General features: G+C 57.7%; 20 protein-coding genes and 2 pseudogenes. 13 read left to right on the plus strand and 9 right to left on the minus strand.

Annotation, left to right across the window (positions count from 1 at the left end; translation table 11 throughout):
* Positions 1 to 484: 484 nt before the first annotated feature.
* Entirely contained in the window at positions 485 to 1,180 is a 696-nt protein-coding gene (locus tag IB263_RS33485; RefSeq protein ID WP_113294392.1) for an SDR family oxidoreductase, read from the plus strand.
* 173 nt (positions 1,181 to 1,353) lie between these two features.
* On the opposite strand, the gene IB263_RS33490 is transcribed toward IB263_RS33485, so the two are convergent.
* Positions 1,354 to 1,911, minus strand: coding sequence for a fasciclin domain-containing protein (locus IB263_RS33490; RefSeq protein WP_112984519.1), 558 nt, complete (start codon positions 1,909 to 1,911; stop codon positions 1,354 to 1,356).
* 383 nt (positions 1,912 to 2,294) lie between these two features.
* On the opposite strand from IB263_RS33490, the gene IB263_RS33495 reads away from it, so the two are divergent.
* Complete coding sequence (locus tag IB263_RS33495) at positions 2,295 to 2,792, plus strand: TspO/MBR family protein (RefSeq protein ID WP_112984520.1); 498 nt, start codon at positions 2,295 to 2,297, stop codon at positions 2,790 to 2,792.
* 243 nt (positions 2,793 to 3,035) lie between these two features.
* Here the strand turns inward: IB263_RS33495 and hemH are convergent, their stop codons facing one another.
* Positions 3,036 to 4,082, minus strand: coding sequence for a ferrochelatase (gene hemH, locus IB263_RS33500; RefSeq protein ID WP_192439592.1), 1,047 nt, complete (start codon positions 4,080 to 4,082; stop codon positions 3,036 to 3,038).
* A 221-nt stretch (positions 4,083 to 4,303) separates the two neighbouring features.
* Here hemH and IB263_RS33505 point away from each other — a divergent pair, with 221 nt between their 5' ends.
* The 5 genes from IB263_RS33505 to IB263_RS33525 all read left to right on the plus strand — a co-directional run bounded on the left by IB263_RS33505 (position 4,304) and on the right by IB263_RS33525 (position 10,435).
* Entirely contained in the window at positions 4,304 to 5,527 is a 1,224-nt protein-coding gene (locus IB263_RS33505) for a putative DNA modification/repair radical SAM protein (protein WP_162744680.1), read from the plus strand.
* The gene (locus tag IB263_RS33510; RefSeq protein WP_113554969.1) at positions 5,524 to 6,987 is read left to right on the plus strand and encodes a UdgX family uracil-DNA binding protein; all 1,464 of its coding nucleotides are present in this window, start codon (positions 5,524 to 5,526) and stop codon (positions 6,985 to 6,987) included. Before IB263_RS33505 ends, IB263_RS33510 begins: the two co-directional genes overlap by 4 nt.
* A gap of 239 nt (positions 6,988 to 7,226) precedes the next feature.
* A complete protein-coding gene (locus IB263_RS33515) occupies positions 7,227 to 8,762 on the plus strand; it encodes a sensor histidine kinase (RefSeq protein WP_192439593.1) in 1,536 nt (511 codons plus the stop codon).
* A gap of 154 nt (positions 8,763 to 8,916) precedes the next feature.
* On the plus strand, positions 8,917 to 10,023 hold the full coding sequence (locus tag IB263_RS33520) for a PAS domain-containing protein (RefSeq protein ID WP_192439594.1): 1,107 nt from the start codon (positions 8,917 to 8,919) through the stop codon (positions 10,021 to 10,023).
* Between the two features lie 13 nt (positions 10,024 to 10,036).
* A complete protein-coding gene (locus IB263_RS33525) occupies positions 10,037 to 10,435 on the plus strand; it encodes a response regulator (RefSeq protein WP_113080340.1) in 399 nt (132 codons plus the stop codon).
* A gap of 1,441 nt (positions 10,436 to 11,876) precedes the next feature.
* Here the strand turns inward: IB263_RS33525 and IB263_RS33530 are convergent.
* From IB263_RS33530 to IB263_RS33545, 4 genes and pseudogenes are all read right to left on the minus strand, one after another.
* Entirely contained in the window at positions 11,877 to 12,179 is a 303-nt protein-coding gene (locus tag IB263_RS33530; RefSeq protein WP_034800027.1) for a DUF982 domain-containing protein, read from the minus strand.
* A 100-nt stretch (positions 12,180 to 12,279) separates the two neighbouring features.
* Positions 12,280 to 12,528: pseudogene (locus IB263_RS33535) on the minus strand (DUF982 domain-containing protein); the annotation flags it as partial.
* A 65-nt stretch (positions 12,529 to 12,593) separates the two neighbouring features.
* Complete coding sequence (locus IB263_RS33540) at positions 12,594 to 13,070, minus strand: Hsp20 family protein (RefSeq protein WP_060520794.1); 477 nt, start codon at positions 13,068 to 13,070, stop codon at positions 12,594 to 12,596.
* A gap of 192 nt (positions 13,071 to 13,262) precedes the next feature.
* Positions 13,263 to 13,535, minus strand: a complete 273-nt coding sequence (locus tag IB263_RS33545) for an usg protein (protein WP_034799997.1) — start codon at positions 13,533 to 13,535, stop codon at positions 13,263 to 13,265.
* Positions 13,536 to 13,813: 278 nt separating this feature from the next.
* On the opposite strand from IB263_RS33545, the gene IB263_RS33550 reads away from it, so the two are divergent.
* The 3 genes from IB263_RS33550 (at position 13,814) to IB263_RS33560 (ending at position 16,225) form a co-directional block, all read left to right on the plus strand.
* Positions 13,814 to 14,128, plus strand: coding sequence for a co-chaperone GroES (locus IB263_RS33550; protein WP_034799999.1), 315 nt, complete (start codon positions 13,814 to 13,816; stop codon positions 14,126 to 14,128).
* A 56-nt stretch (positions 14,129 to 14,184) separates the two neighbouring features.
* The gene (groL, locus tag IB263_RS33555) at positions 14,185 to 15,813 is read left to right on the plus strand and encodes a chaperonin GroEL (protein WP_110819907.1); all 1,629 of its coding nucleotides are present in this window, start codon (positions 14,185 to 14,187) and stop codon (positions 15,811 to 15,813) included.
* A gap of 109 nt (positions 15,814 to 15,922) precedes the next feature.
* A complete protein-coding gene (locus IB263_RS33560) occupies positions 15,923 to 16,225 on the plus strand; it encodes a DUF982 domain-containing protein (protein WP_162728919.1) in 303 nt (100 codons plus the stop codon).
* Between the two features lie 191 nt (positions 16,226 to 16,416).
* Here the strand turns inward: IB263_RS33560 and IB263_RS33565 are convergent, their stop codons facing one another.
* Entirely contained in the window at positions 16,417 to 16,668 is a 252-nt protein-coding gene (locus tag IB263_RS33565) for a hypothetical protein (RefSeq protein ID WP_110819905.1), read from the minus strand.
* 269 nt (positions 16,669 to 16,937) lie between these two features.
* On the opposite strand from IB263_RS33565, the gene IB263_RS33570 reads away from it, so the two are divergent.
* On the plus strand, positions 16,938 to 17,213 hold the full coding sequence (locus IB263_RS33570; protein ID WP_146243060.1) for a hypothetical protein: 276 nt from the start codon (positions 16,938 to 16,940) through the stop codon (positions 17,211 to 17,213).
* Between the two features lie 188 nt (positions 17,214 to 17,401).
* Here IB263_RS33570 and IB263_RS33575 read toward each other — a convergent pair whose 3' ends face one another.
* Positions 17,402 to 17,806: a hypothetical protein gene (locus IB263_RS33575; protein ID WP_110819902.1), complete on the minus strand. Its 405-nt coding sequence runs from the start codon at positions 17,804 to 17,806 to the stop codon at positions 17,402 to 17,404.
* Between the two features lie 1,075 nt (positions 17,807 to 18,881).
* Positions 18,882 to 19,199 (minus strand): hypothetical protein, encoded by a 318-nt coding sequence (locus IB263_RS33580; protein ID WP_089046285.1) that lies wholly within the window; start codon positions 19,197 to 19,199, stop codon positions 18,882 to 18,884.
* A gap of 1,503 nt (positions 19,200 to 20,702) precedes the next feature.
* On the opposite strand from IB263_RS33580, the gene IB263_RS33585 reads away from it, so the two are divergent.
* Entirely contained in the window at positions 20,703 to 22,808 is a 2,106-nt protein-coding gene (locus IB263_RS33585) for a putative bifunctional diguanylate cyclase/phosphodiesterase (RefSeq protein ID WP_371814294.1), read from the plus strand.
* Between the two features lie 388 nt (positions 22,809 to 23,196).
* Positions 23,197 to 23,420 (plus strand): annotated as a pseudogene (locus IB263_RS34010) (DUF4118 domain-containing protein); the annotation flags it as partial.

Below are 23,420 nucleotides of genomic sequence, written 5' to 3' on the forward strand. Positions count from 1 at the left end.
CATCCCTTAAGGCCACGAAGGATCGAAGGGTAACCATCGGTGCTCTCGCTCATAGGTCAACTTGCCGAGGATCCACTCACGCGTCGTTGTCCTATCAAATACGCCCTCTCTCCCGTCGCGTCCGCTGGACAGGGCATATCCGTCGCCTGAGGAAACTTTTGGCGCTGCCAAGCGTGAGTCCTCTATAGGGCCGAACTCTCTCTGCTGCGCCGAAAAACCTCCCCGGCCACGCTATGCGATAATCCAACGAGCCGTTCCCCTCGTAAACGCTCTTGGGTTTTCAAACGGTGTTCCCCCATGAAATGCTGTCGCAGACTGATCTTTATTTTTGGCGACCAAGAGCTTTCGGCAAACCGAAGACTTCAACACCCCTACGCCACCTGACGGCGCATGACGCAGGACCGGAGAAATGAGTACGGCAAAGCGCCAGCGCTTTCCTGCAACGTCTGGACGAGGGTCTTGGTGTTTAGAGGAGGATTGAAAGATGCCGCTTACGTCACTTGCTAAAGGATACCGCGCCGTTGTTTTGGGAGCCAGCGGCGGCATCGGATCCGCAATCGCCGGCGAACTCCGGTCCGATCCCAATTGCCTGCAGCTTGTAGCGCTCTCGCGTAGGGACAATTCCTTCGATATCACAGACGAAGAGAGTGTCGCAGCAGTAGCAGCGGAGACTGTAGATGGGCTGCATCTTGTTTTTTGTGCGACCGGCGGACTTGTTGTCGACGGCGTGGGTCCTGAAAAATCACTCAAGCAAGTCGACCCAGATGTGATGATGCGGCAATTCGCGCTGAACGCGATTGGACCGGCACTCGTTCTCAAACACTTCGCGCCGAAGCTCGTCCGCAGCGACCGCGGCATAGTCGCCTTCCTGTCTGCCCGGGTCGGGTCGATCGGAGACAATCGCCTGGGGGGCTGGATTTCCTACCGCGCGTCGAAGGCTGCGCTCAACCAGATCGTCCGCACAGCTTCCGTCGAATTGAGCCGCACCCATCCGCGCGCGGTGGTCGTCGCACTCCACCCGGGAACGGTCGCGACAAAAATGACGGCAGACTACTCCACTCGCCACCGCCGGTTGGATCCCAGTGAGAGCGCATGTGCAATGCTCCGGGTTATTGATCGGTTGACGCCGGAAAATACCGGAGAGTTCTTCGACTATGGTGGCCTGCCCGTTGAGTGGTGAGCATTGTTAGGGGGCACAGCACTTAGATCTTTGGTCCACGGCGAAAACGTCCGGTATTTCAAGCATTGCCATCGTTTGACGGTGAACGGCGCAGGGACCGATGTTGCCAGTTTGCCGCCGACCTAGCCGGCGGCAAACGCATGTGGTCAACCACGACCCGTTCTTATGTTTTACTACGCTTTCGGAAGCAGCACTTTGTCGATCACATGAATGACACCGTTTGACTGCTTGACGTCGGCGATCGTTACAGTGGCAATGCCACCCGTTTCGTCAGTGAGTGTGATCTTGTCGCCATCCATCTTTGCCGAAAGCGTGCAACCGCCCACGGTCTTGACTGAATGGTTCCCTCCGTCATCGGCAATCATCTTGCCGACTGCATCGGAAAGCGCATTGGCAGCCACGACATGACAAGTCAGCACTTTGGCGAGCTTTTCTTTGTTCTCGGGTTTCAGGAGTGTGTCGACAGTGCCGGCAGGCAAGGCATCGAAAGCTGCGTTCGTCGGCGCAAACACGGTGAACGGGCCATCACCGGACAGCGTATCCACGAGACCGGCGGCTTTCACTGCTGCAACGAGTGTCGTGTGGTCCTTCGAATTTGCTGCGTTTTCCACGATGTTTTTGCTTTCGGACATGGCCGCTCCACCGACCATGGGGTTGTCGGCATTAGCAGCGAAGGCTACGAGAGCGAAAGTAGACGCGATCGCGGCGGTACGTCTTAGGGACCGTTTCATTCGTGCATTCCTCCTTGCTGGCCCGCACCATGCGGGCGTTCCCAACCGATGTTCGCCAGACGTTGTCCAGCACCATCAATACGCCGTCTTTACCAAACTGGATCACCGTCGCGTCCGATATGACCGACGTTGCGGAAAACCGACCCAATGTTGGACCGCTGCTTCAGTGAATGCGTGAGAACGGGATTGGGCTCGCCGGGCCGCGTAAGATCCCAACTTCAATTCGCTGATCCAATCAGCAAGGTCGTACGTAAAGGAAGAAAAGTCAGCCGTCGGCTCGCGCTTCGACGGCAACCGCTCGCCAGCGCCGCCAGCGGATCTGGCAGTCCTCACCGAATGAGACAGGTCTGGTCAGCGTTGGCACCGCATTAGGGGGTAGAAGAATGTTGCAACGAACTTCCACTGACAAAAGAAGATGGGTCCGTGCGCTGGCATTTGCGATTGTACCGGTCGGCGCGACATCCATGCTAGGACAATTGGCGACCTATCCAAACCTCGAACGCTGGTATTCAGCGCTGGAGAAGCCGAGTTTTAATCCTGCGAACTGGGTGTTTGCTCCGGTCTGGACAACGCTTTACATCCTCATGGCTTACGCTGCCTGGCGGCTCTTGATCCTCCCTGCCAGGACGCCGGGCAGGCTGACGGCACTGGCGCTATTTTACGTTCAGCTCGCCCTCAATGCGTTGTGGTCCTGGATGTTCTTCGCCATGCAAAGTCCGGTCGCCGGTCTGGTGAACATCATCGTGCAAATCGGGTTTATCCTCGCAACGATCGCGCAGGCCTGGCGCCTCGACAAGAAAGCGGCACTTTGCCTCTTGCCGCTCGCAGCGTGGGTCTCCTTTGCGGCTGTACTGAATTTCGCAATCTGGTTTCTCAATTGATGGCGTTGGCGCGCAGGGCATAGGTGTTCTCGCTTTCGGGCGAGCTCGCGTTGCCCCTTGCGTTGCCTCGTAAACAGCTACGCGCTCGAGCAATTCGATCTTCTTTTCGAGACCTACGCGCTTGCCGCGATGAGAGTCGACGAACTGTTGAGCAAACAATCTCCTGAGCAAGACCTTGTGTAGGACTATCGCGAAATATGCCTGGACATCCAGGAAAGGAAATCCGAGTAAATTTGGGGCGACTTACAAGCTATTTTCCCGGTTTTCCTGTAGCCAGCCGGCAAGCTCCCGGCGCACGACGTGTTCGAGCACGGCCATGCCTTCGGCGCTGTCGTTCAGGCAGGGGATGTGGGTGAACTTCTCGCCGCCATTGTGATGGAAGCTTTCGGCCGCCTGCTCGGCGATCTCTTCCAACGTTTCCAGACAGTCGGAGACGAAGCCCGGGTTGAGGACGGCAATGCGCTTGACACCGTCCTGCGCAAGTTTTTCGACCGTCTTGTCGGTATCGGGCTGCAGCCATTCCTCAGGCCCGAAGCGCGACTGGAAGGTGACCTGCAGCTTCTCCTTCGACCAGCCGAGCTTTTCGCGCAAAAGCCGCGCGGTCTTCTGGCACTGGCAGTAGTAGGGATCGCCCTTGTCGAAATAGCTCTTCGGAATGCCGTGGAAGGAGGTCAGAACCACCTCCGGCACCCAGTCGAGCGTCGCCAAGTGACGCTCGATCGAGGTTGCCAGAGCGTCGATGTAGACGGGATCGTCGTGGTAGGGCGGAACGGTGCGCAGTGCCGGCTGCCAGCGCATCTTCAGAAGCGCCTCGAAGGCCTTGTCATTAACGGTGGCGGTGGTGGCGGCGGCATATTGCGGATAGAGCGGGAAGACGAGAATGCGTTCGCAGCCGGCCTTCTGCAGTGCGTCCATGCGCGAGGCGATCGACGGCTGGCCGTAGCGCATGCCCCAGTCGACGATGACGTTAGGCTGGTCGGCGAAGGACTTCGCCATCAGTTCGGACTGGTTGCGGGTGTAGGTCCGGAGGTAGCTTTCGTTCAAGTCCTTGTTCCAGATCGTCTCATAGGCCTTGCCGACCTTGCCGGGGCGGGTGTTGAGCACGATGCCGAACAGGATCGGGTACCAGAACAGTCGCGACCACTCGATCACCCGGCGGTCGGTCAGAAACTCCTTCAGGTAGCGGCGCATCGAGGTGTAGTCGGTGCCATCGGGCGTGCCGAGATTGACCAGCAGCACTCCAATGCCGCCGTGTTTAATATTGGGGTGACTGGCAGGTTTTTTGAGCATCACATCCTTCTTCATTTATCAACCCAATGAAATACGCATGGAATGCGGGATGGATCAGCGGCGACTGAAAATTCTGAAGCGACCAGGGAAAGCGTTCTTGATTGAAAGCTCCGATACTGGAAGCGGAACACAGCGACCGTTCATCTTCGACATTCGCCTGCGGCTCCCCGCGAAACCTTGACGAACATAACGTGAACATCTAAAGTCGCGTCATGACACCTATGGCACTTGGAAAGAAGCTGGCGATCCTATCGGACGCAGCCAAGTACGACGCCTCATGCGCCTCGAGCGGTGGCGAGAAGCGAGATTCACGCAAAGGAGGAATAGGATCTTCCGGTGGGAGCGGTATTTGCCATGCCTACACGCCAGATGGGCGATGCATATCGCTATTAAAGATCCTGATGACGAACTTCTGCATCTTCGACTGTGCCTATTGCATCAATCGCGTCAGTTCCAATGTCGAGCGCGCGCGGTTTAGCGTCGAAGAAGTGGTATCATTGACGCTCGAGTTTTACCGACGCAACTACATTGAAGGCTTGTTTCTCTCCTCCGGTATCATCCGCTCGCCTGACCAGACCATGGCCGACATGGTCCGCATTGCCCGAACGCTGAGAGAAGTCCACGAATTTAAAGGCTACATTCACCTCAAGACCATCCCCGACGCACAGGCTGAGCTCATTCGTGAGGCCGGCCTTTGGGCCGACCGGTTGTCAATAAATGTCGAACTTCCAAGGGATTCGAGCGTAAGGAAGTTCGCGCCGGAGAAGCGGCCGGAAACCATTCGTGCCGCCATGGCACAGGTTCGGCTGGAAGGTGAAGCCGCGCAAGACAAGACCCACACCGGCCGCAAGCCGCAACGCTTTGCCCCTGCCGGCCAGAGCACGCAGATGATTGTCGGCGCTGATGGCGCCGACGATACCGCCATCCTGTCCTGCGCAACCCGGCTTTATAGCGGTTACAAGCTGCGGCGCGTTTACTATTCGGCGTTCTCACCGATCCCGGACGCTTCCTCTGCGCTTCCCCTGGTTCAGCCACCGCTTGTTCGCGAGCACCGGCTCTATCAGGCCGACTGGCTTCTGCGATTTTATGGCTTTACGACCGACGAGATCGCGACCGGCACGCAAGGAGGCTTTCTGGATCTGGAGCTCGATCCGAAGACGGCATGGGCGCTGCAGAACCGGCAATTCTTTCCGGTCGACGTCAACCTCGCCTCCCGCGATACGCTTCTGCGCGTGCCGGGATTTGGGACGCGCGTGGTCGACCGCATCATCACCGCGCGACGCAACCGCCGCCTCCGTGTCGAGGATCTCGCTCGAATGGGAGCGCTGACACGAAAGGCCCGCCCCTTCGTTGCCCTGCCCGGCTGGAGCCCCGGCGGTTTGACGGACAGCGGCGATCTGCGCGCGCGCCTGGCGCCCCCGCCAAAGCAACTTCAGCTTCTATGACTTACGGGGTCTCACTTCCGGACAAGGGAACTTTTGATGCCTGGCGAAATGCCGCCAGGCGCGCTATCAGCCACCGGATCGCCCCCGACCAAATTGACTGGAATAGCGCGGGCGGCCTATTCGACAGGGCCTTTCTCCCGGAGACTACAGGCGAGCACGCAGCACGCGTTCCTCAAGCCTTCATGACTTTGGCGCAGTCCGTGATCTGGCATTCAGCACCAGAACGCTTGGCGCTCCTTTATCGCGCGCTTTGGCGCCTCGACAGGCGCGAGGGCGAGCCGCTCTCGCCCGCCGATCCGCTCGGTCGCAAACTGTCGCTTATGCGGAAATCCGTCGCACGGGACATTCACAAGATGCATGCATTCGTTCGCTTCCGCGAAATCTCAGCAGAGGGTCCGCGTCGACGCTTTGCCGCCTGGTTTGAGCCGACGCACAATACGCTGGAGCCGGGAAGCGCTTTCTTTGCCCGCCGGTTCGGCGACATGGATTGGATGATTGCGACGCCGCGCTTGACCGCCCTTTTTGTTGACGGCGCGTTGACCTTTGATCAGGGTGGCACGAAACCAGACCTGCCGGAGGATGCGGCCGAGAAACTTTGGGCAGCCTATTTCGTCAACATCTTCAATCCGGCCCGCATCAAGCTCGACGCCATGCAGTCGGAGATGCCGAAGAAATACTGGCACAACCTGCCGGAAACGCGCCTGATCCCCGAGATGCTCGCCGCAGCGGAAGCACGGGTGAAAAAGATGCACGAGGCAGGCATCTCCGCGCCGCGAACGGGCGCAGCCCCGGTGTCCGAGCGCTATCGGGCTTCAATGCCGCAGCCGCCCGAGCAAATTGACACCCTGGAGGAGGCATCGAAGGCCGCGGCACAATGTCGGCGTTGCGACCTGTGCGAATCCGCGACGCAGACCGTCTGGGGTGAAGGTGCCGCTGACGCGCAGCTCATGATCGTCGGCGAACAGCCTGGCGACCGGGAAGATATCGAGGGCCGCCCGTTTACGGGGCCGGCCGGGCAGTTGCTTCGGGCATTGCTTTCCGACGCCGGTATAGACGCAAGGACGCTGTGGCTGACGAACGCCGTCAAGCATTTCAAGTTCAGCCCACGTGGCAAGCGGCGCCTGCACCGCAATCCGGACCGCGGTGAAATTGCTCATTGTCGCTGGTGGCTGGGACTGGAACTGACCCTTGTCAAACCGAAGTTGACGGTGGCGCTTGGCGCGTCCGCGGCCTTCGCCCTCACAGGCGACAACCGTCCAATGGCGGAGCGGCGGGGGGAGATTGAAACCGGTCTTCACGGCGGCCCCGTCCTCGTGACATGGCATCCTTCCTATATTCTGCGTGCAGGCGACCCAGCAGCCGCCACGATCGCCCGAGATGATTTGGCGCGTGACCTGGCCAAGGCCATGGCAGTTATCTATGAAAGAGGAGTGGAGCAACTCAACCAGAGATCGTGCTGAGTTACCGAATATGCAGCCTCCGGCCGTACGAGGGGATGGCGAGAGTGAAAGAGAGGCACGTACTGCTTGGTCGCTTGGCGCTTCCCAGCCTACCCTACTCTTGAGGATCTATCGGCCGGAGCTTCCATGATGCCCAGGTGCTTGGTGACCAGGACTGAAAGGCGTCCGATCGAGGGGTGGAGTTTCTTGCATTGGATTAGAAGCCTTCTAATATGTACTCAGGTTTTAGGGACTGGGGCATGGCGAGAAGTCTGACGGTTACGGTGTCCAGAGCCGCGACGTTTGTCATTGCGGCAATGTTTGCGGCGCTTGTCGTGCTACTGAGCCTGTGGTTATACGAGAGCTACCATGCCGCGATACGGCGGACCGAAGAGCGCGCAATTGCCGCCTCGAAAATCGTATCCACGAACGCCTCATGGATAAACGCGCTCTCGGCACAGACACTTCAACGAATTGATGACGCTCTTGGACCGACGCTGGGCATTGCCACGGATGACGTCAAGAACATCAACGAGGCGGTTTCTAATCTTCCGGGTCAAGTTCAGGCCTACGTCGTCGACCGGAATGGCCGGACACTTCTGTCAACCGATCCCGATATAAAGCCCATCGACATAAGGGACCGCGAATACTTCGCCGCCGTCGAAAAGGGAGCGAAAACTTTCGTTTCCGGTCTCCTGGTCAGCAGACTCAACAATCAGCAGATATTCGTGTTCAGCCGGCGCCTGGAACGGAACGGCGTGTTCGTCGGCGCTGCAATGGTGTCGTTCCAAGGGAGCGACCTGCTGAAGGATGTTTGGGAGGCCGTCTCTCTCGGCACGAATTCGACTATCAGCATGATCCGCAAGGACGGAGAACTCGTCGCACGCTACCCCGCCCCCGGCGGTCCGTTGAACATGAGCAAGTACGTATTGTTTACCGACTATCTTCCCTCCTCGCCCACCGGGACTTACGAGGCAATATCTCCAGCGGACGGCGAGCACCGTATGGTCGCCTATCGGGTTGTTGAGGGAACGGACATCGTTGCGCTCGCGTCGGCTGACTACCGTGTCGGGCTGGTCCCCTTCCGCAATGACGTCTTCATCGCGATCGCCGTTATGGCACTTGCTGCCGCTTCATCGCTTGCCGCAGGAGGATGGGTCAGGCACCTCGTTAAGCGCGATGTGAAGAAATCCGCCCAACTTGAGGCCGCACTTGAGGACAATCGCCTTCTGCTGCGCGAAATCCATCATCGGGTCAAAAACAACTTTCAGGCTGTGCAAGGCGTCATCCGCATGCAGCTACTGCCGCCCGAGGCACAGAAGTCGCTCTTTGACCGGATCGGCGCCATGATCGCGGTCCATGAGCAAATATATGATCGCGACCAGTTCAACGCCCTGTCCGCCCGTGATCTTATCCCGTCGATCGTGGACAAACTCGTCAGCGCCTATTCTGACAACGTATCCGTACGGTACGATATCGGTGAGTTTGACCTGACACCCGAACAGGCCACGGCCATCGCGCTCTTGGTGAACGAGGTCGTGACAAACAGTCTTAAATACGCGTTTCCGGACGGCCGCCCAGGGAAGCTCGAGATAGCGTTCCACAAAGTGTCTTCGCGCCGCTCCCTGCTTACCATCTGCGACAACGGCGTGGGCTTCGACACATCGACTGTGCGCAAAGGCATGGGCAGCCGTATCATTCGCGGGGTCGTAAGTCAGTTGCGCGGTTCATTCGAATACAAGTCAACAGAAGGCACGCACTTTATCGCGCAAGTCGAGCTCGGTCTAACAGACTGAGGAGCAACCTCGTTAAGACTGTTTGCGTGACCTCCTAAGATGCCGTGTGCGCCCCATTTCGGAAAACCTTGAAAACACAAAACGCGCGGATAGATACCTATCATCTGCAATCCGTTGTTTGGGTGGCCCGCAACAGCCGACCTGGATGAGCAAAATGGCCGACGAAAACCACCTTCGTGACGCCCGTGATGCGGGCGACCGCCTCTTAGCTTCACACCCATCTGAAGATCCATTCGCGGCTGCGTTCAAGGCCACACGCATGCCGATGCTAATTACCGATCCAAGGCAGGACGATAATCCCATCATCTTCGCGAACCGAGCCTTCACCGAGTTGACCGGCTACAGTCAGAATGAGTTGGTCGGCCGGAACTGTCGCATTCTCCAAGGGCCGGACACGGACAAAGCGGCGATCGCTAAGATCAGGGATGCCATTTCAGAAGCGCGCGATGTCTCGGTCGACATCCTCAATTACCGTAAGGACGGCGGTAGCTTCTGGAACGCGCTGTTTGTCAGCCCCGTCCGCGATCAGGGCGGCGCAGTGATCTACTTCTTCGCGTCGCAACTCGACTTCACGAGCACCAAAAGCAAAGAAGCCGAGCTGGCCAAGGCGCGCCAGCTTGCGGAAGAGGAAGTCTCAAGTCGCACTGCGGAGCTCATGGAAGCGCTGCGCGTGAAAACTGCCCTTGTCCACGAGGTCGATCACAGGGTTAAAAACAACCTTCTGACAATCGCCTCGATCATCAGATTGCAAATGCGGATGACCAGCAACGCTACGGTCGCACAGACACTTAAATCAATACTCGACCGCGTCGAGGCTCTGAGTGCCGCGCAAAGGAAGCTTCTCAATGATAACCGCGTTGGTCAGTTCGATGTGGCCGATTTCGGTCGAGACCTGATTACCGAAATCGTGGGTTCTCTGAAAAGGCCAGACATCATCTTAACTACGGACCTTCATTTTGTGACAGTCTCGGCGTCGAAAGCTTCGGCCCTCGCCCTTATCGTTAACGAACTCGTCGGTGATGCAGTCCGACGCGGCCTCAGTGATGGCGGGGGCGAAATACACCTCGAAATCCGAAGGCTCAACGGACACTTGCTCATACGCGTCCTGGACACGGTCACACCCGTCGAGGTCGACAAAGAACAAGAGTCCTTCAGCCGCGCCATGCTTGACGCCTCGATCAGGCAGCTAAGGGCAACGAGCGAGCGAGAGGTTTCCGGTCACCGCACGGAAGTTCGTGTAACGCTGCCGGTAGGAGATTAGGAAGGGCCGATATTTGCGAACCCTGATTGTCGAAGACGAAATGCTCCTGGCCCTGCAACTTGAACATGAGGTCGAGTCCAGCGGTTACAGGGTTATCGGCCTGGCAAGCGACGCAAGCGAAGCGATTGCGCTCGTCGAGCGAGAACAACCAGAGTTCGCTTTCGTCGATATCCACCTGCGCGATGGTCCGACTGGTATTGATATCGGTCGATACTTGGCCTCGAGGGGCATCCCCTTCGTTTTTGTCTCAGGCAACCTTAAACGAATTCCGGCGGACTTCGCGGGTGCACTCGGCGCTATCGAGAAACCTTACTCGGCCAACGGCCTACAAAACGCTCTGTTGTATCTGCGGGCGGTGTTATCTGGAGAGGATCTGCCACCACCTCCCTCAAGCCTGACAATCTTTCAATAAAGCATCTCCGGAGTAGCGCCGGCGCCGTCGATTATCTCACACCACTTGCTCTGATCGCATGCCTGTGCCCATCTCAAGTGCCGAGCAGCTGGTGTGTTTCGGCGACAGCGCCGCTCGCCCGCTCAGACCCTTACTGCACCGCCGGAACGTTCTGCCGGCCGAACTGGCTCTTATGCAGTCTTATCCGAGCCGCGGAACGCGGGCCTGCGCTTCGCTTGGACGCAGTCTGGTACGAGCCGCAAACGTCAGGCCAGCTTGAACGCGCCACTCGCCCCGCAGATGCTTACGGGGCGAGACATTCCTCGCATATGCCACAACCATCGACGTCCATACGTGAGGCTGGGAACTGCTTTTGACAACACTGACACGTCAAAGTGCTCCGCGCGTCCCGCTTTACGGGCGCAGGCGGGATGATTTCGATCACGCGATCGGTAGGGAGTTTTCGTGCCATCTGGTCCATCTCGAGGCTCCATGTCGAGGGTGGAATCTGAGATAGGAAGTGCTGAGGCTTGTACAAGATAATCCTCTCAAAGAGTCTTCGCTGACGCTTTCATCGGTCGTCCCTCGCTGAAAGGCCGATGGCTTCGACAACCAATCGCTTGTCTAACACCCGGCCGCTTCCGTTGCTCGGTCCGTCGAACCATCCATCGCGGCAGATTCAGCATGGTTCATTTCATCAAATGTCACGCGGTCAGATCAATTGAGGGAGTACGTTTTGGACGGCCACACAGCTAGTCACGGAAGCGAGCCCGGGAGGTATACAGCTCCGCTCTGGGGCGTGACGTCTTGTTCCCCATCGCAAGCACCACGTCCGGATGGTTACCGTATTGCAGTTCAGCGACGAGGACCTTCTGATGTGCCCACAACTCCCGCATCTCGTGGACGTCGGTCGACGTTCCGAGCCACTCGAGGATCCAGCCAGTTTCATTTCGAACCGGCGCGGCTCGGGAACCAGCGGTACTCGTCGAACCGTGCACGACAGATGGGTGGCTCAAACTCAAGAGGTCCCTTGCTTGGGACTGACCTATCGATCAAGCAGAGCCGTCAATCGATGTGAGACGGGTGCAGCCACCCACTCTCGCCGGCCCTCTCTGCCCCAACGACCTGTCGCTTGCTGAGGGCTGGAACCAGTTATTCCCCAACGCGGTTTGACAAGCGGCGACGGATACAGCTCTGCTCTGCAACCGAAGTCGCCCCGTCCAGCTGCTGTAGGGGCGAGGTAAGGAATCGTGCAGAGGTGCCCACAAGCCACTGCGCTCGTACGAGGGTTCTGACTGGTTTCTACGGAGGTTGATTTCTCGTCTCCTACCCGGTCGCGTCGGCGACCGGGTCGATGACCCTCGTCTCTCACATGCCACTCCTGCGGCTAAAGCAGTCTGGCGCACGAGCGGCCTCGAGAAGTGGGGAGTCGGGCGCTTCGGGTTGCCCGGATTATCACATTCTAAATTGGGGAATGGTGGCCACCAGCATCGGGTTTGGCGCCGAACGGCCGCTCGGCATCTGTCGACATTCCAGCGTCTCGGCAGGCCTCAACGAACGCTTCGCGGGCGATGGCAACCGGCGTCATTCGGTTAAGCGCCCGACGACATGTTTGTACCGCCCTATTGTGCTTGCGGCCTCTATAAATAGTCCATTCGCCTTCCAGGAAATCGAGAACGTCGTTGACAGACGCAAATACCTGCCGCGTGCCGTCCTTCATCTGGACCGAGATGGGTGCCATGAGCAGTAGTTCGGGATTAAGCATGGTGATCTCCCTTCGCCTTGATGCCATACAAAGACTTTTCAACGGCCGTGCCAGGCACGGTGCCGATCTCAAAAGCCGGCGGCGCAGATGGGATGCTCGCATCCATCGCTGGCGCTAGAAGATGGTGCCTTTCGGCGAAGGCGACGAAAAGGCCGCGCACAGTCTCTGCTTCAACCTCTCCACGTAATGCAGCCAGACAAGCCTTGATCGCCACCGAATGCACCGCATCCCCCGACGGGGCTGGCCAATCGACGAGGAGACGATAAGCGTCCATCACGGAGCGGATTTCACCGGGGAAACCAAGACCAACAAGGATGCTAACAGGCCGCTCGAACATATCGGGTTTCATCGTGCTCTCCTTTCCAACCCGGAATGCCGATGGGCGCCTTGAAACCGGCGCCCAATTTACGTCAGCTACGCGGCATTCGATGCTTCGATTTGCATCTGAGCTTTTGACTGCTCAACCGCCGCAGCTGTTTCGATCGCGATTTTGCGTGGCTTCATCTCCTCCGGGATTTCCCGCACGAGATCGATCTCTAGAAGGCCGTTGTTCAGATCCGCGCCCATCACTCGGACGTGGTCGGCAAGCTCGAACCGATGCTCGAACGGTCGGCCGGCGATCCCGCGATGCAGATAGGCTTCGGAAGAGGTCTCCTGCTTCTTGCCGACGACCGTCAAAAGATTGGTTTGAAACGTGATGTCGAGATCGTCGCGAGCAAAGCCGGCCACCGCAATCGAGATCCGGTAGCTATCGTCACCGGTCTTGGCAATGTCGTAGGGAGGCCAATCACTGATCGAACGAGCGCGCTGCGCGTTTTCGAGCAAATTGAAGAGCCGGTCGAACCCGACAGTCGAACGGAACAGTGGTGCGTAGTCGTAAGTTGTTGCCATAACCATATCCTCCTTGAGCAACATGGGTACGGAAGCGCCGAAAGACGACGCTTCCAGCAAGGCCAGCCCTACAACGAGCGGCTGGCGGAAAGCGATTTGGTTAGGATGGACCGCAGTTTCAAGGGCCCATAATAAAAAAAATCGCGTGCGCTTTTCGACGTTTTTGAACGACTCAAAACCCCAACAGAGGGCTCAGTTCAGTCGGAACTCGCCATCCACGCGTCGCCATTCATTCGGGCCGATCAGATGGTGATGCGTATAGCGAACGGAATGCAGCGGACCGTCAAGATTGGCTTGCCAGAAATCGAGGAATTTCTGCATCTCAGGAAACTCGGGAGCAAGATCATAATCCTGCCAGATATAGGTCTGCAGAACGGATTCGAAATCGGGAATGCGGTAAAGGATATGCGCGGTGGTCAGTCCGTAGCCGTTTATTTGACGCTCGAAATCCGATGAATATCGCATGTTTCATCTCCGTTGCCTCAACAAGCGCCAAGGTGGCGCAATTGTTCGCGGTCATCAACGAAATTCTAAACGGCAAGGAGGCTTTGTTGTTCCTTTACAGCATGTTAGCAGCCGCACGATGCGAGTGCTGATTTTTTTGATTTCACCCCTTGAATTCGAAAAATTGTGAAACCAGATGATTTGCGCAAGACGCTCATTCGAGGTTTTGCACCCGTCCGGACTGTCCGGTCCGGTGATGGGGGAACAACGTCAATAGTGTTTGTCCATTGGAGGAAAACATGTCTTTCCGACCGCTGCATGATCGCATTCTCGTCCGCCGGGTTGACTCAGAAGAGAAAACCAGGGGCGGCATCATCATTCCTGATACGGCAAAGGAGAAACCCCAGGAGGGAGAAGTCGTTTCCGTCGGACCTGGCGCACGCAATGAAGCGGGCCAAGTCCAGGCGCTCGACGTCAAAGCAGGCGACCGTATTCTGTTCGGCAAGTGGTCAGGAACCGAGATCAAGATCAATGGGGAAGACCTGTTGATCATGAAAGAAAGCGACGTCCTGGGTGTCCTCGAGGCCCAAGTCGAGCGCAAGCAGGCAGCTTGAGCCAACCACACCATAAATCCATCAGTCAAATAGCTGCCTATTGAGGAGTTAAGGAAATGGCTGCGAAAGAAGTCAAGTTTCATACCGATGCCCGTGAACGCATGCTGCGTGGGGTCGATGTTCTTGCCAATGCCGTCAAGGTGACGCTCGGCCCAAAGGGGCGCAATGTCGTTATCGACAAGTCTTTTGGCGCCCCTCGCATCACCAAGGACGGTGTCTCGGTCGCCAAGGAAATCGAGCTGGAAGACAAGTTCGAGAATATGGGCGCGCAGATGCTGCGCGAAGTCGCCTCCAAAACCAACGACCTCGCCGGTGACGGGACGACTACGGCCACTGTGCTTGCGCAAGCGATCGTCAAGGAAGGCGCGAAGGCCGTTGCTTCGGGCATGAATCCTATGGATCTGAAGCGGGGCATCGACCTTGCGGTTGACGCGATCGTGAGGGAACTCAAGACAAACGCCCGCAAGATCTCCAATAATTCGGAGATCGCCCAGGTCGGCACCATCTCGGCCAACGGCGACGAGGAGATCGGCCGCTACCTGGCTGAGGCGATGCAGAAGGTGGGCAATGAAGGTGTCATCACCGTCGAGGAGGCCAAGACTGCAGAGACTGAACTCGAAGTCGTTGAGGGCATGCAGTTCGACCGCGGCTATCTCAGCCCGTATTTCGTAACCAATGCGGACAAGATGCGGACCGAGTTTGACGATCCCTACATCCTGATCCACGAAAAGAAGCTTTCCAACCTTCAGGCCATGCTGCCCGTTCTCGAAGCGGTGGTGCAATCCAGCAAGCCGCTGCTCATCATCGCTGAAGATGTGGAGGGCGAAGCGCTAGCGACGCTGGTCGTCAACAAGTTGCGCGGCGGCTTGAAGATTGCAGCGGTCAAAGCTCCGGGCTTCGGCGATCGCCGCAAAGCCATGCTTGAAGATATCGCCGTTCTCACCGGCGGCACGGTTGTCTCCGACGACGTCGGTATCAAGCTCGAGAACGTCACCCTCGACATGCTCGGTCGGGCAAAGAAAGTTGCGATCGAGAAGGAGAACACAACGATCATCGACGGCGTTGGCGCCAAAGCTGATATCGACGGCCGTGTCGCACAGATCCGCGCCCAGATCGAAGAAACCACGTCCGACTACGATCGCGAGAAGCTCCAGGAGCGTCTGGCCAAACTCGCCGGCGGTGTTGCTGTCATTCGAGTGGGCGGGTCGACTGAGGTAGAGGTGAAGGAAAAGAAAGACCGCGTCGACGATGCGCTGCATGCCACCCGAGCGGCCGTTGAGGAAGGTATTCTTCCGGGCGGCGGTGTCGCGCTGCTGAGGGCCGTCAAGGCGCTCGACGATCTGCCTTCGGCCAATCGAGACCAAAAGGTTGGGATCGAGATCGTTCGACGTGCGGTCGAGGCCCCGGTTCGCCAGATCGCTGAGAATGCTGGCGCAGAAGGCTCAATCATCGTCGGCAAGCTGCGCGAGAAGACGGACTTCTCCTACGGCTGGAACGCCCAGACCGGAGAATACGGTGATCTTTACGCCCAGGGCGTGATCGACCCGGCGAAGGTCGTGCGCACAGCGCTCCAGGATGCTGCCTCGGTCGCTGGCCTCCTGGTAACTACCGAGGCGATGATTGCAGAAAAGCCGAAGAAGGACGCCGCGCCAGCACTACCGGCCGGCCCTGGCATGGACTTCTAAAGCGATGGTTCAGGCCCGTTCTCACGGGAGCGGGCCTGACGACTCCACCGATCGGCCCCGCCGGCTGGTCCACAGGTTGGTGGTGCCGCAGCTATTAAGTGAGGTAGAAATGCAAATGAAGATGTTTGACCGGCCACTTTACCTGCGTGAAAGGAAGGATCTAATCCTCGAAATCACAAACCTGGACGATGCGATCGATTTCCTTGAGGAGTGGTCCAAAGGAGACCGTGACATCATTCACGACGCAACCCTGAAGACGTGCTACCTCGCCCACGACGGACATAAGCCCCTTCAGGTGGCGCGAGACGCACTGCGCGCCTTCGCGAAGAAGAAGGGTATACTCGTGAAAACTCCCGCGGTTGGGCCGTGGATGATCAAAGCAAAGTCCGGCGGCGGGCGACTCTCGCCGTAAACCAACCTTCCCGCGAGAGGCTGCGATTGCAGCCTCTCCCCCCAGATCCTTACGCTCGCCCGTATCGGCGAAGTATGCGGGCGAGCAAGCAGTGGCAGCCGGCAATTCCACTGCTTAGGGAACGAGCGCGGGATGCACTCCAGGCGCATTGTCCCCCGCTTCAAAGGGACGGCGTGCTTGCCCCGACGACGTTACGACTTATCCTTTCTCAGCGCGAGCATCGTTATCACTTCCGCCTGCAAATCCAGGCAGATCTGACGATACTCATGTGTCAAGTGCTCACTCCTCGTCATCTCTCGCTCGAGCTTTTCAAGTGTCGTCGATGCCAATGCGTAGGCCTCGAAAAGCTCACAGACGCGTTCGTTCATCGCGCCCCGCAACTGCTCGCGATGGCGTGGCAGTACCATGGCCAGCCGAGCCCGCCCCAGTTCTAACAAGCTCATGCGCCTTCCAATCTCGCCCGGCCCGCATTTGCCAACGGCGCGAGGGTCGGGACCGCAAGGGATTGCTCCCCACAAGCCTTCATATCTCGCGCTGTTCGCGACGTCCGGCAAACATCATTGCTTGTTACGCGCGGAAGAGAAAGTACGTAACAGTTAACACTTGCGATGGCAGCCATAACCCGGCCGTCGACGAACAAAGCGTGGCTGTTGCTTCGATCTTGGCGCGAAAGGGAGGCATCGGATCGTGAAGACTGGCGCTGGCGCCGTGGATGAAGACGATCGGCGGGAGATCGGCCTTGCTACCGGGCTTCACGTGTACTGTTCAGCCTGACGCCTCAGACATGGATGCGAACCGCCCGCTCTCCGGGCCATTGATCGCGCCGGGCCTGAAATGGACGCTGATCGGCCCGAAATTCATGGCTATCGAGCGGACGCTGATCGTTCACCGGAATATAGTGGATTTACGCATCAGATACGTCGGCGACAAGCAGCCGGCTCCGTTCTTGAAACGAGATCGAAGGTTTTTTAGTCGCCGCACGCCCTGATTGGCGAGACGCCCCCTCCGGGGGCTAGCCCAAAGCGGCAAACCACCGTCGTTCCCGGTGAGTAAGTCGCCGTGCCTTTCAAATCGACGCTTGTCTCCCCGCCGGAAAAAGTGATTTCAGGTGCACCGAAGCTATAGAACCCACCTTCGACGAGTTCCACCGAATGAACGATCCGGGACAGGCCGCGTTCATTTGGCACCAGTTTCCGTTCCGCCACGACGCGTGACGAAAACTTGGTTGACAACTGCGACACGGTAGCTCCCCTCGCCCAGGCGTTCCTCTTTCCAGGGCCCGCCTTCCACGACCGCCACGACGCCGGGGCTGACCAGCACCTCCTGGGCAACGGCCTCATTTGCTGTGAAGAGTGCAAGACACCCGCAAAGAATGCGGAGCTTGCGGTTTCGTTTTAGCTTGCGCTCGTTCATTCCCTTCTGGCCACCAAGACTTAAAGCCTGCCCAGCGAATTTCAAGAATCTGTCGTCGCAGCGATGCTTCCCTTGATGAAAGAGAGAAATGTGCTTTTTCAATTCCGTGTTTGTGAAGCGCCTATGAAACACCGGAAAAAGCCGCAGGCGATGGTCGGGGTTAGACATCTCGGGCGCCCGCGGGCAAATAGAAGATCGTCGACGCCATGCTGATCGAATATGCGCAACCTGCTCGGCCGGTGACGGGCCGACTATGCGGCCGCCATCCAGGCGCTGCTCGATGAAAAGTTCGCGTTCCGATGATTGCGATAGCCGATCGCGGTGTGGATGGTGTCATACTGGCGCTCAGGCCTTCACAGTCGCGAATGCTGCGCTAGTGGACGGTCGTGGGCCATGGGACGTCCACGTACCGACCAATGGACCGAAGGTAGGCGACGATCTCCTTGGCTCTTTCCTGCGATAAGGTGTCTCGCGATCTCTGCGGCTGCGCAATCGCGCGACAGGCCGCGCTGCCGCAATATCCCCTGGAAGATCTAGTTCATTTCCTGGGGAGGAAGGTTGGGCGACATCTCTGTGATCTCTGCAGCTGGAGAGCCGAGCGCCTTCCGTGGCCGGGCCATACCAGCTAGGTCGAATTATTGCTTGGGTGCGACGGAAGATCAGATTTCGGGGTGGGGCGGTCAAAAAGATGGCCCCGAAAGGTCATGACGGGGCCGAGGACAGAGTGTACGGAGGCCCTCGTTTAGAAGGGATAACTCGGGCCTCAGGCTCTGAACGGTCATAGGCGGCGACTGTTTCCGCGCTTTCATGAAGATCCTACGAATTGCGCGGCTTGGGGAAGCCTCATTTATGCGGGTATTACCACGAAGCTATCAGACTTGAATGTGCCGTCTTGTGTACTCTCCGACCTCTTAGGACGTGGAAATGAAACGGCCATAAGGAATGGCCCCGTCGGGAAGCGACGAGGCCATGGGCACTTATCGGGCTTCACTTCCGGAGGGATTGTGAAGGTGTCACCCTGATCGGCGAAAGGGCTCCACAAAGCCAGAACCGCCGATACTCCAAATGGGTTCCCGGTCCTCCCCGAAAAAAGATGGCCCCAAAAAGGCGCAGTGTGCTTTGTCTTGGGCCAGGAGGATGGAAACACGCTGGGCGCGGGTTGTTAGCTGGGACACCAGAGGTTCCTTCGGCGAAAGCCCGCCCCAGGGTCTCCCAAGGGCGGTAATGAAGCGAGAGTTGCCGGCTAGAAGTCAAAATAGACTGTCACGCCTTGCCGCCGCTGATAGTAGTCTCGATGGCCGTATCGGTAATGGTCACGATAGCCGTAATACCGGGAATAGCGGGGGTAGCACCTGTCGTAGTAGCCGCAGTGACGATGGGCGTACTTCCGTTTCCAGTGGCGATCCGCATGCTCATGACGATGTTTCCGGTGCTTTACCTGTTCGACATCGCCGGTCTGCACTTGTTCCGGTTTCGGCAGGTAAATAGGCGCGGCGTTTAGCGGTAGCGCGAAAGATGCCGTCAGGACGACGGCGCCAAGGGTGGATATTATCAGTTTCATTCGACGCATCCTTTCTAGCCTTAGCTTGGCTCCTCAAGCCTGAACGTCAGCTGAACCGTCCTGGCTCGACGCTTGCGGAGCTGCGCTCGGTGAGATCTTTGGCGGCAGGGGGCTTCTGATACCGCTTGTGCTTAACCGGCAATTGGCGGAGCGATTAGGATTCGGCAATGCAACCCGGACCTTTGCGCGACCACGTCGGACCTAAGTCCGAGGCGTAGCCGATCAAAGAAAACGGCCCCCGTGCTCGGGGAGAGCGGGGCCCGGAGGAAGGGCATAATGCCACTCGGCTGGAATCCGGGGACTATTGATCGTAGGCGGCCAGTAGACGCACAGGGCTGGCGGAGGGTCCTCTGCCTTCCATTATTGTAGATACTTGTAATTGCGCGTCGCGAGCAGACCTGCTCAATATCAGAGTATGGGCAGGAAACTTTCAGACTTGGCATTGAGAAATCCAAAGCTTCTCGCTGAACTCGAGCGGCGAGGGTACGAGTCCGTAGACGACATGAAGCACGTTCCCACGACAGACGCGTTGCGGATGAAGGGAATGGGCGCAAAATCGTGGCAGAAGATCTGTGACGCATTGGGCAGAGACCCAGCCCAGCCGTGAGGTTCGAGAGCCATTTTCCGTGATCATTGGTGCAACTTTTTTCATGGTAGTCCCCTAAGGAAGAGTCGCGATCTGGGGTCACCAAAAGGCCTCGCCGTATGCGCGCAACGACGCCAGCTGGCTTCACTAAGCCCGGGCGCGCTTTCAATCCCCGGGATACAGCACTGTTGATGGGCGTCAACGTCGGCGTGCCGCGTCGACTCGGGCAAGCCTATGTCTCGGCCCATCGGCCAGAGCCGAGCCGGGTGTCCAAAACTGGTTAACCCCGAGTGAGACTGCCCGCCTACTGCTGATGCGGCGTTCCAAAGTCGTTCGCCGATCGCTACGAACCGTCAAGCTGCAGAGTGCTCGGCTTCATCATTCCTGATCTCGGTCACGTCCTAAAGATGGAAACTACTTTCCGAGCCCAGCAAGTCCGGGAGCTGGGCCGGAGATGCTACAGGGCCATATGACGGGTGAGAATAAGCCCGCTTCGGCAACTCTATAGAGGAGATGATGGACTGCGGGCGCCCAGTCGCGGAGGTCTTCGCAGTTACACTTAATTTGAGATTCTCAGCCCACGGAATCTCGAATTAAATGCCAACCAAGGAAACAGCCACATTCTTACGTTAGTGCCAAACGATAAGCAGCATCAGCTTGGAGCAAGGATGCAGGCAGGAAATGCTCAGGTCGCATGATGGCGCGTTCTTGGAGAGTCTCTCAGCCGCTTTGCCGAAAGAAGCGCGTAGTTCGACGAGTGATCGTTTCTCATTAACCACCTCGCTTTCGCCACTCTTAACCGACCCGTGATATCTACTCGTCGTTCTATAGCAGGTTCAAGCATGTCCAGGCATTCACAGTGGTTGTTTAAATGGCTGATCCCGGCGGGCATATCGGCTTTAATAGGTCTAGTGTTGGTGAGTACGCTGCACTGGGCGGCATCCAAGACCGATGAAGTTGCGAGGGAACGGCAGCAGGATCTGATCTCCTTGATAGTGTCTCAGTTGCAAGCGAAGATCGCACACGATCAAGAGAGCGCAACTGTTTGGGACGACGCTGTAGTCAAGGTCGCCGAAGGTGATGTTTCCTGGCTTCAGGCCAATCTCGGCGAATGGATGAACACCTACTTCGGCCATGACGCCGCAATCGTGCTTACGTCAAACGATGAACCGGTTTACGAGTTTATCGTCCCGTCCAAATCCACGTCGTTGCACGCTGATCTGCGCACCAGCTACATGCCACTCGTCGAGCGGCTTCGAGCGCGGCTTCGCGCGGGCGATCGCGAAGGTATTTCTGGCCGCGTTCTTTCCATTGGCGAGAGCGATTTAAAAATCGTTGGCTCGCGGCCGGCGGTGGTCAGCGTAAAGCCGATTGTCTCCGATACCGGTGAGATCACCCAGCCGGCGGGCAAGGAAAGCCTGCACGTTGCTGTACGGTTTTTGGACACGGACTTTCAGCGATCAATCGCGGCGGAATACCAATTTGCAAACATCCGGTTCACGCCCGAGGATCATGTCGAAGCAGGTCAATCGCACATCGTCTTGAAGTCCGACACGGGGGAGGTCGTCGGATACCTCAGGTGGAATCAGTTTACGCCGGGCCTTAATGTTCTGAACGCGACGCTCCCGACGATTGGATTGGCGGTGGTGGCAATCTTCCTCACCACATGCGCAGCTGGACATTTGCTTTGCCGGCGCTCTGTGCGGCTTGCGTCAAGTCGGGCGCAGCTTCAGCATCTCGCGATGCACGACACACTGACCGGATTGGCCAACAGAGGCTACTTCGAACGCGAAGTTGCAGCACGTCTAAGGGGTGCTTTTTCCAGTAAAGATTGTGGCGTGCTGTTTCTCGACCTCGACCGGTTCAAGGCGGTCAACGACACCTATGGCCACCCGACCGGCGACAAGCTCATCCGCATCGCAGCCGAGCGTATGAGGAACCTCTTGCCGGACGCGCTCGTCGGACGGATAGGTGGCGACGAATTCACTGTACTTCTGGAAGGTCGCGACCGGAACGCGATTGAATCGATCGCAAAGGAGCTGGTCGGTTGTATGCGTGAACCATTCGACATCGAGGGTCTCAATATATCGATCGGCGCGAGTGTTGGTGCGGCAGTTGGAAATGCGCAAATGGACGCAATTGAGCTGACGCGGCAAGCGGATATCGCGCTCTATCACGCGAAATCTGCGGGGCGGAACACTTATGCTGTGTTTGGCGCTCATATGGACGAACTTCTTAGAACCCGGAGAAAGCTAGAGGTAGATCTACGCGCGGCAGTCGAAACTCCGATACAGATTGAAACCGTCTATCAACCTGTTTTCAGCGCCGATGGAGGTACCGTGCGTTCCATAGAGGCTTTGTCTCGCTGGCGCCATCCGCAAATGGGTCTGGTCGCACCCGACGTCTTCATTCCGCTCGCGGAAGAAATCGGGGTGATACATCAAATTGGGGCGATCGTACTTGAGAACGCTTGTCGTCTGGGCGCCAGTTGCAAAGCGGTCGGCGTGGCCATAAACGCCTCAGCGGTTGAGTTGGATTCGTCCGGCTACTGCTTAAGAGTATTGACAATGCTTTCGAAGTGGGGCGTCGCGCCTGCTCGCCTCGAAATCGAGATTACAGAAACCGCAGCAATCAAAGGCGAAGAGCAGACGGATCGAAACATTGCGATGCTCAGGGCTGCAGGGGTTCGTTTCGCGATCGATGATTTCGGGACCGGGCACTCGTCGTTCGCGCGCATTCAAAAGATGGCGGTCGATAGGATTAAGATCGACAAGTCCTTCGTGCAAGCCATTCATCATGACCGAAGCCGCGCGCTGGTGGAGGCGATGATCGCCATGGCTCGGGCTCAAGGTCTCAGCACTACGGCCGAGGGGGTCGAAACCGTAGATCAACTCAACGCTCTCAAGGTTCTTGGCTGCGACAACGTCCAGGGCTTCCTCATGTCGAAACCGATACCTCCAGACGAGTTGATCTCCCTGCTTGAGAGCGGCAGCGTTGAGGAAAGCGCTAGGTTTCGCACGTGACGATCCGTGCCGGATTGCATGGATGCTTCAAAAGCGGCCAGGAAAGCTTTCGGATTGCCGTCCACAATTGAATGGGGAAATATAGCGATCCGGCGGAGGTTGCTATAGTGGTCGAGGCATTCCTGCCGCAATTCTCGAACCACATGCAGGCTTGAACATCCTGCACGATGGCGATTTCAGCCGAGCGTATTGAGAATGATACCAACGTCTTGTGGCCGCGCGCACGCCAGTCAACGTCGGCGAAGCTGCCCGACGACCCGATCGCCCAATCGGTTTCTGTCGCCCTCAAACAAGCACGGCCAGGTGAGAGGTGCAGCTTTCATGTGACAGCACCGTTATCAAGATGATAAGCGTCAATTCGCTTTCAATTGGGAATGCGGAAGACATAATGCTCACTGGTCGGGCCGGCTTCATGCGCACCATTTCGGATTGCGTGCTCCACAGAAATTCGTCACCCGTCAAAGCGTACGGATTTGCCGCCACTACGGTCTTGATTGCCTTTGTCCTTCGCTATTTCCTAATGGGTGTTCTAGATGATCGGGCAATCTACATTCTTTTCGTGCCCCCCGTCCTCCTTGCAGCCGCAATCGGGGGCATCGGTCCCGGGATCCT

It is taken from the genome of Ensifer sp. ENS03 (genome assembly GCF_014852035.1).
Lineage (GTDB): Bacteria > Pseudomonadota > Alphaproteobacteria > Rhizobiales > Rhizobiaceae > Ensifer > Ensifer adhaerens.

Bases quoted from the DNA above. Each gene is read 5' to 3' on its own strand.
- IB263_RS33485 (WP_113294392.1), top strand. From the start codon at position 485: ATGCCGCTTACGTCACTTGCTAAAGGATACCGCGCCGTTGTTTTGGGA.
- IB263_RS33490 (WP_112984519.1), bottom strand. From the start codon at position 1,911: ATGAAACGGTCCCTAAGACGTACCGCCGCGATCGCGTCTACTTTCGCT.
- IB263_RS33495 (WP_112984520.1), top strand. From the start codon at position 2,295: ATGTTGCAACGAACTTCCACTGACAAAAGAAGATGGGTCCGTGCGCTG.
- hemH (WP_192439592.1), bottom strand. From the start codon at position 4,082: ATGCTCAAAAAACCTGCCAGTCACCCCAATATTAAACACGGCGGCATT.
- IB263_RS33505 (WP_162744680.1), top strand. From the start codon at position 4,304: ATGGCACTTGGAAAGAAGCTGGCGATCCTATCGGACGCAGCCAAGTAC.
- IB263_RS33510 (WP_113554969.1), top strand. From the start codon at position 5,524: ATGACTTACGGGGTCTCACTTCCGGACAAGGGAACTTTTGATGCCTGG.
- IB263_RS33515 (WP_192439593.1), top strand. From the start codon at position 7,227: ATGGCGAGAAGTCTGACGGTTACGGTGTCCAGAGCCGCGACGTTTGTC.
- IB263_RS33520 (WP_192439594.1), top strand. From the start codon at position 8,917: ATGGCCGACGAAAACCACCTTCGTGACGCCCGTGATGCGGGCGACCGC.
- IB263_RS33530 (WP_034800027.1), bottom strand. From the start codon at position 12,179: ATGCTTAATCCCGAACTACTGCTCATGGCACCCATCTCGGTCCAGATG.
- IB263_RS33540 (WP_060520794.1), bottom strand. From the start codon at position 13,070: ATGGCAACAACTTACGACTACGCACCACTGTTCCGTTCGACTGTCGGG.
- IB263_RS33545 (WP_034799997.1), bottom strand. From the start codon at position 13,535: ATGCGATATTCATCGGATTTCGAGCGTCAAATAAACGGCTACGGACTG.
- IB263_RS33550 (WP_034799999.1), top strand. From the start codon at position 13,814: ATGTCTTTCCGACCGCTGCATGATCGCATTCTCGTCCGCCGGGTTGAC.
- groL (WP_110819907.1), top strand. From the start codon at position 14,185: ATGGCTGCGAAAGAAGTCAAGTTTCATACCGATGCCCGTGAACGCATG.
- IB263_RS33560 (WP_162728919.1), top strand. From the start codon at position 15,923: ATGCAAATGAAGATGTTTGACCGGCCACTTTACCTGCGTGAAAGGAAG.
- IB263_RS33565 (WP_110819905.1), bottom strand. From the start codon at position 16,668: ATGAGCTTGTTAGAACTGGGGCGGGCTCGGCTGGCCATGGTACTGCCA.
- IB263_RS33570 (WP_146243060.1), top strand. From the start codon at position 16,938: ATGAAGACGATCGGCGGGAGATCGGCCTTGCTACCGGGCTTCACGTGT.
- IB263_RS33575 (WP_110819902.1), bottom strand. From the start codon at position 17,806: ATGTCTAACCCCGACCATCGCCTGCGGCTTTTTCCGGTGTTTCATAGG.
- IB263_RS33580 (WP_089046285.1), bottom strand. From the start codon at position 19,199: ATGAAACTGATAATATCCACCCTTGGCGCCGTCGTCCTGACGGCATCT.